The sequence below is a fragment of the Kocuria rhizophila genome (assembly GCF_003667225.1).
Lineage (GTDB): Bacteria > Actinomycetota > Actinomycetes > Actinomycetales > Micrococcaceae > Kocuria > Kocuria rhizophila.
Genome location: NZ_RCOM01000133.1, coordinates 1 through 3,732, shown reverse-complemented (window position 1 = coordinate 3,732; position 3,732 = coordinate 1). Strand labels below are relative to the sequence as shown.

Genomic DNA, 3,732 nt, shown 5'->3' with positions numbered 1-3,732 from the left:
GGCCAGGTGTGGAAGCGTTGCAAGGCGTGGAGCTGACTGGTACTAATACACCGAAGACTTATACACACACAAACAGTCATCAAGTGTGGTGTTCGCGTTCACTATGTGGTTGACCACCAACAACCCCCACCCCACGGGGGGACACGCAACCCGGGCCCGAGAGCCCGGGCCGGCATGGGCCGGGGGCGTGTTCCGGTGAGGGTGGTTCGGGTAGTGTGGTTGGCAACAGAATATTGTTCCCGTGATATCGACGGGAAACCAGGTTTCCCCCACCATAGGGCGGGGGGTACAGGTTTCCGGTGGTTATAGCGTGGGGGAAACGCCCGGTCCCATCCCGAACCCGGTAGCTAAGACCCACAGCGCTGATGGTACTGCACTCGGTAGGGTGTGGGAGAGTAAGTCACCGCCGGAATCAACGTAGGAAAGGGTCGAGGCCCCACCAGGACCACTCAGGGAGAGTGGACCAGGTGGGGCCTCCCCACATTTAACAAGCATTCCCCCACCAGCCGCCACTGCGCAGACGCTTCGGGGCCGACAACGGATCGCCGCGAGCCCAGGATCCGTGCCCGGACACCGCGGCTCGCCCCAGACTCTCACGCCGCGACCGGCCTCTGGCCGCTACCGCCCCTCGGCATCGGCCCCGAACCGGTTGGTCGCTGGGCCGCCGCCCACGTGCCGCGCACCGTGCCGCGCTCCTCAGGTCCATGGCGTTGCACCGTGCGCCGTGGCTTCACGTGCCGCTGGCGGTCCATGCCGGGCTCCTGCGCCTGACAGTCGTTGCGTGGTTCGAGAGCCCGCGTGTCCACCAGAGTGAGCCGACCCGGTGCTTCTCACGGCTTCTCTTGCTGCTCGCCTCTTCGCTCCACCGGCGGTGGGGACTTCTGAAGTTCTGGTCCTCCCGGGTGTGAGCCACGCCACCTGGTAGGTTTCGAGCACCATCCCACGTGGTGGGTCACCGTGAGCGAGAGGACTGTTGATCCGATGACGGCACGAGAACGCGAGAACAGCAGAGCCCTCCTGTGGCAGCCTTCGCCGGAGGCGGTTCGTGATTCACGGATGGCGGGCTTTGCCCGGTGGGTCGAGGAATCCCGCGGTCTCAGCCTTCCGGAGTTCACGTCCCTGCACGAGTGGTCCGTCAGCGACCTGGGCGGGTTCTGGCGAGCGGTGTGGGAGCACTTCGACATTGTGGCGTCGTCACCGGGGGAGTGTGCCCTCAAATCCGATGCCATGCCCGGGGCCGAGTGGTTTCCCGGGGCCCGGCTGAACTATGCCGAGAACAGCCTGCGGTGGGCAAGGGTCTCGCCACATGACGTCGCGGTCATCGGAGAGCACGAGACGCGTCGTCCGGTCGAGTGGACCTGGGCCGATCTGGAAGCCCGAGTTGCCTCGCTCGCGAGCCGCCTGCGGGACCTCGGAGTGGAGCGAGGCGATCGCGTAGCTGGGGTGCTCCCGAACATCCCGGAGACCGTGGTGGCCCTGCTAGCCACGGCGTCCGTGGGTGCCGTGTGGTCGGTGGTGAACACCGATTTCGGGCCGGCGGGGGTGGCAGACCGGTTTGCCCAGATCGAGCCCAAGGTGCTGTTCGTGGTGGACGGCTACGAGTTCGGGGGCACCGTGCGGGACATGACGGGGTCCTACGAGGCGCTGCTGGGTGTCTTGCCCTCGGTAGAGCAATTGATTGTGGTTGACCAGATGGGGGATGGGGATGTGGGACCGCTGCCTGACAGCGCCCTGCGCCTGTCGAACATTCTGGGAGAGCCTGCGGAACCGTGCTACGAGCAGGTTCCTTTCGAGCACCCCCTGTGGATCCTCTACTCCTCGGGGACCACGGGTAAACCGAAAGGGATTGTCCACTCCCACGGGGGAGTGGTCCTGGAGTTCTGCAAGGCACTCGGTCTGCACGCGGGTCTCGGGCCGGATGACGTGGCCTACTACGCCGTGGCCACCACGTGGATGGTGTGGAACATGCTGGTGGGAATCCTCCTGACCGGCGCCCGCATCATCACCTACGACGGGTCACCCACGTTCGGGGGGCCCGAGAAGTCACTGGAGCTCGCCGCACGGAACCGGGCCACGTTCTTCGGCACCGGCGCAGGGGTGCTGTCCATGGTGCAGAGGGCGGGTGTGGTGCCGAACGTTCGACTGGACTTCTCCGCGCTGCGCTCCATCCTGGTGACGGGATCCCCGTTGCCGGAGGCCACGTGGGACTGGGTGTACGAGTCGATCTCCTCCACCGTGCGGCTGGGTTCGGACTCCGGGGGAACGGACGTCACCAGCGCGTTCATCGGGACCAACCCGTACCAGCCGGTGTACCGGGGCGAGATCATGGGGCCGTACCTCGGTGTGGCCGCCGAGTCCTGGAACTCCCGCGGTGAGCGTGTGTGGGACGAGGTGGGGGAGCTGGTGATCACCACGCCCATGCCGAGCATGCCCGTGGCGTTCTGGAACGATCCGGACGGCTCGCGTTACCGCGAGGCCTACTTCGACATGTTCCCCGGGGTCTGGCGTCAGGGGGACTGGGTGACCCAGCTGTCCGAGGGGCCGTTCATCGTGCACGGCCGCTCGGACTCCACGATCAACCGCGGAGGCATCCGGATGGGCTCCGCTGATCTCACCCACGTGGTGGACCGCGTGGCGGGCGTTGCGGCGTCCATGGTGATCGGTGCCGAACTGGTCGGCGGGGACTACTACATGCCGCTGTTCGTGGTTCCTGAACCGGGCACCCGGCTCACGGAGGATCTGGAGCAGCGCATCGTGGCCGCCATCCGCGAGCAGGTCTCGCCGCGGTACGTGCCGGACGAGATCATCGAGGCGCCGGCGGTGCCGCGCACACGCACGGGCAAGCTGCTGGAAATCCCGGTGAAGAAGCTGTTCCAGGGCGCGGATCCGAGCAGCCTGAACCAGGCCACGGTGGAAGATCCGGCCGTCCTCGACTGGTATGCCGAGACGGCGCGTCGGCACACCTCGCAACGGCCGGGGTCCTGAGGTTCGGCGCGGGCCCAGCTCTGGCCGTCAGTCCCGGATGTGGTGCCGGTTCGCGGCGTACAGCGCCCGCACGGCGGCTTCGATCCGCTCGTTGAAGCCGATGGCGTTCTCGTTGCTCCGCGCGCGCAGCGGTGCGCCCACGGCCACGACCACGGGCGGACGACCGCGGCGCGGCCAGTTGGCTCCCCGGGGCATGGCCTCGTGCGCGCCGATGAGGGCCACGGGCACCACGGGCACCTGGGTGGACAGGGCAAGCGACGCCGCTCCGATCTGGAACGGTGCCATCTTGCCGGTCTTCGAGCGGGTGCCCTCGGGGAAGATCAGCAGGGGGATGCCCGCCGCGAGCAGCTTCTTGGACAGACCTCGATTGGCACCCTCGCCGCGCCGGTCCACGGGAAACGCGTTGAACACGAGCTGGGTGAAGAACTTCTTGTGCCACGCCGTGAAAAAGTAATCGGCGGCCACGCCCGTGGCCAGGTCGCGGGAGATGTAGTGCGGCACTCCACTCATGACCAGCGGGGCGTCCAGGTGGCTCGAGTGGTTGGCGACCACCACGCACGTGCCCTTGACCCCGTACGCCGCCGGGTCCACCAGGTTGGTGCGGGTGATCGTGCGGTTCACCATGCCGCGGAAGAAGACGGTCTGCGCGACTCTGCGCGCGAGACGCCGCACCGGGTGGGTGTAGTGGGCCGCGGTCAGTTCAGCGGCTGCCTCTTATACACATCTGACGCTGCCGACGACGGAGAG

The 3,732-nt window shown here is 67.1% G+C and carries 2 protein-coding genes and 1 rRNA gene; 2 read left to right on the top strand and 1 reads right to left on the bottom strand.

Translation table 11 applies throughout. From position 1 onward, the window contains the following. Positions 1-295 precede the first annotated feature (295 nt). Positions 296-412 (top strand): 5S ribosomal RNA (gene rrf / locus D9R02_RS11450). A gap of 569 nt (positions 413-981) precedes the next feature. Continuing rightward, a complete protein-coding gene (locus tag D9R02_RS11445) occupies positions 982-2,985 on the top strand; it encodes an acetoacetate--CoA ligase (protein WP_121566945.1) in 2,004 nt (667 codons plus the stop codon). A gap of 27 nt (positions 2,986-3,012) precedes the next feature. Here the strand turns inward: D9R02_RS11445 and D9R02_RS11440 are convergent, their stop codons facing one another. Beyond that, a complete protein-coding gene (locus tag D9R02_RS11440) occupies positions 3,013-3,657 on the bottom strand; it encodes a lysophospholipid acyltransferase family protein (RefSeq protein WP_035885235.1) in 645 nt (214 codons plus the stop codon). Between the last annotated feature and the right edge of the window lie 75 nt (positions 3,658-3,732).

Coding starts and splice junctions, on each gene's coding strand:
- D9R02_RS11445 (WP_121566945.1), top strand. CDS start 982: ATGACGGCACGAGAACGCGAGAACAGCAGAGCCCTCCTGTGGCAGCCT.